This is a genomic window from Leptolyngbya sp. FACHB-36 (assembly GCF_014695955.1).
GTDB lineage: Bacteria > Cyanobacteriota > Cyanobacteriia > Leptolyngbyales > Leptolyngbyaceae > FACHB-36.
In genome coordinates, this window is record NZ_JACJPG010000037.1 from 1 (window position 1) to 1,501 (window position 1,501).

Genomic DNA, 1,501 nt, shown 5'->3' on the forward strand with positions numbered 1-1,501 from the left:
TCGCGAATCGGACGGTACAGCGATTGACGGAACTGTTCGATCGCCCCATTGTGCATCGCTAAGAGGCGTTGATACTGAAACGGCTGACAGTTGCTCAAATCCACCGTCAGTCCGGGTGTGGCGCTGCGGACGTTCGCCAAAATGCACCCTGACTCTACGTAGCGGCTCAAGCTCGGCAGATTTACGACATCGCTCCAGATCGGCAGCGTGTTCTTATACACAAACGCTTCATTTTGCCGCTCGGGGTGATACCAGCCCACGCCAAAGCCGTCAGCATTGAGTAAGCCAGCCGTCATTTCCTTAGGCTGATAGCTCTGAACAATCAGAGAGTGTTCAGGTTTAAACAACAGGCGATCGAGTTGAACCCTGGGTCCCAAATAGCCTAATAATCGACACATGGACAAAAATGCTTCTCAATTAAGGGTTCTCGGCGATTCTAGCGATTGGAAGTCACGATCGTGTCGCTGCCGCATGGCAGGTGAGTGACAATCAGCCTGTAGAGTGACACTGCGTGTCAATCACAAACTTCCAAACAGAATCGGACGATCGCGGCTCCCTAACGGTTCTCCTGAATTCCCCGCTGCGTCAACTGCTGCACAAAAAAATCCTCTAGTGACGGGCGCGCTAGCTGCATCGAAACCAGTTGAGCCCCCATTAAATTTAGGCTAGCAAGGAAATCTTGCGGACTGCCGAGGAGGTGCCCCTGCCAATAGCCATCCTGAAACTCTAGACCGTCCAAGCGGTTGCGGAGGGTGTCCGGATTGCCGCCCTTCACTTTTACCTGGTAAGCATCGGTTCCGCCCAGCAACTCTTGCAGCGAACCTGCACAGAGAAGGTCGCCCTGTGCCAGAATCGCGACGCGATCGCAGATCATCTCCACATCTGACAGAATGTGGCTGTTGAAAAATACAGTCTTGCCCTGCGCCTTCAGTGACAAGATAATTTCCCGAATCTGGTAGCGTCCTAAGGGGTCCAATCCAGACATCGGCTCATCCAAAAACACCAAGTCTGGGTCGTTAATCAGCGCTTGCGCCATGCCAATTCGCTGCAGCATTCCTTTGGAGTATTGCCGCAACGGCTTGCGACGAGCGGCAGACTGCGATAGACCGACGCGATCGAGCAGTTCGGGGATGCGCTTACGCTGAATTGATCGTGGAATCTGAAATAGCCCAGCGGTGAACTGCAAGATTTCCCATCCTGTCAAGTAGTCGTAGAAGTAAGGACTCTCTGGCAGGTAGCCGATGCGCTGCTTGACAGCGCGATCGCCCAGCGGTGCACCCAACAGCAGCCCGCGTCCCTTGCTCGGACGAACAATGCCCAGCAGGAGTTTTAGCAGTGTGGTTTTGCCTGCGCCGTTCGGTCCTAGCAGCCCAAAGGTTTCGCCTTGATAGATGCTGAGGGTGCAGTCGTGAAGGGACACGACTTTTTGATTCAGCCAGAAGCCTGTTCGGTAGACTTTTCGCAAATTGTACGTTTCGACGACCGTAGGACGATCGGCGGC

2 protein-coding genes are annotated in these 1,501 nt (G+C 54.0%); both read right to left on the minus strand.

The features are described from left to right. Positions 1-398 (minus strand): class II glutamine amidotransferase (locus H6F43_RS00530; RefSeq protein ID WP_190340086.1); only part of this gene is annotated, 398 nt, incomplete at its 3' end. A gap of 158 nt (positions 399-556) precedes the next feature. After that, positions 557-1,501 (minus strand): ABC transporter ATP-binding protein (locus H6F43_RS00535; RefSeq protein WP_190340088.1); only part of this gene is annotated, 945 nt, incomplete at its 5' end.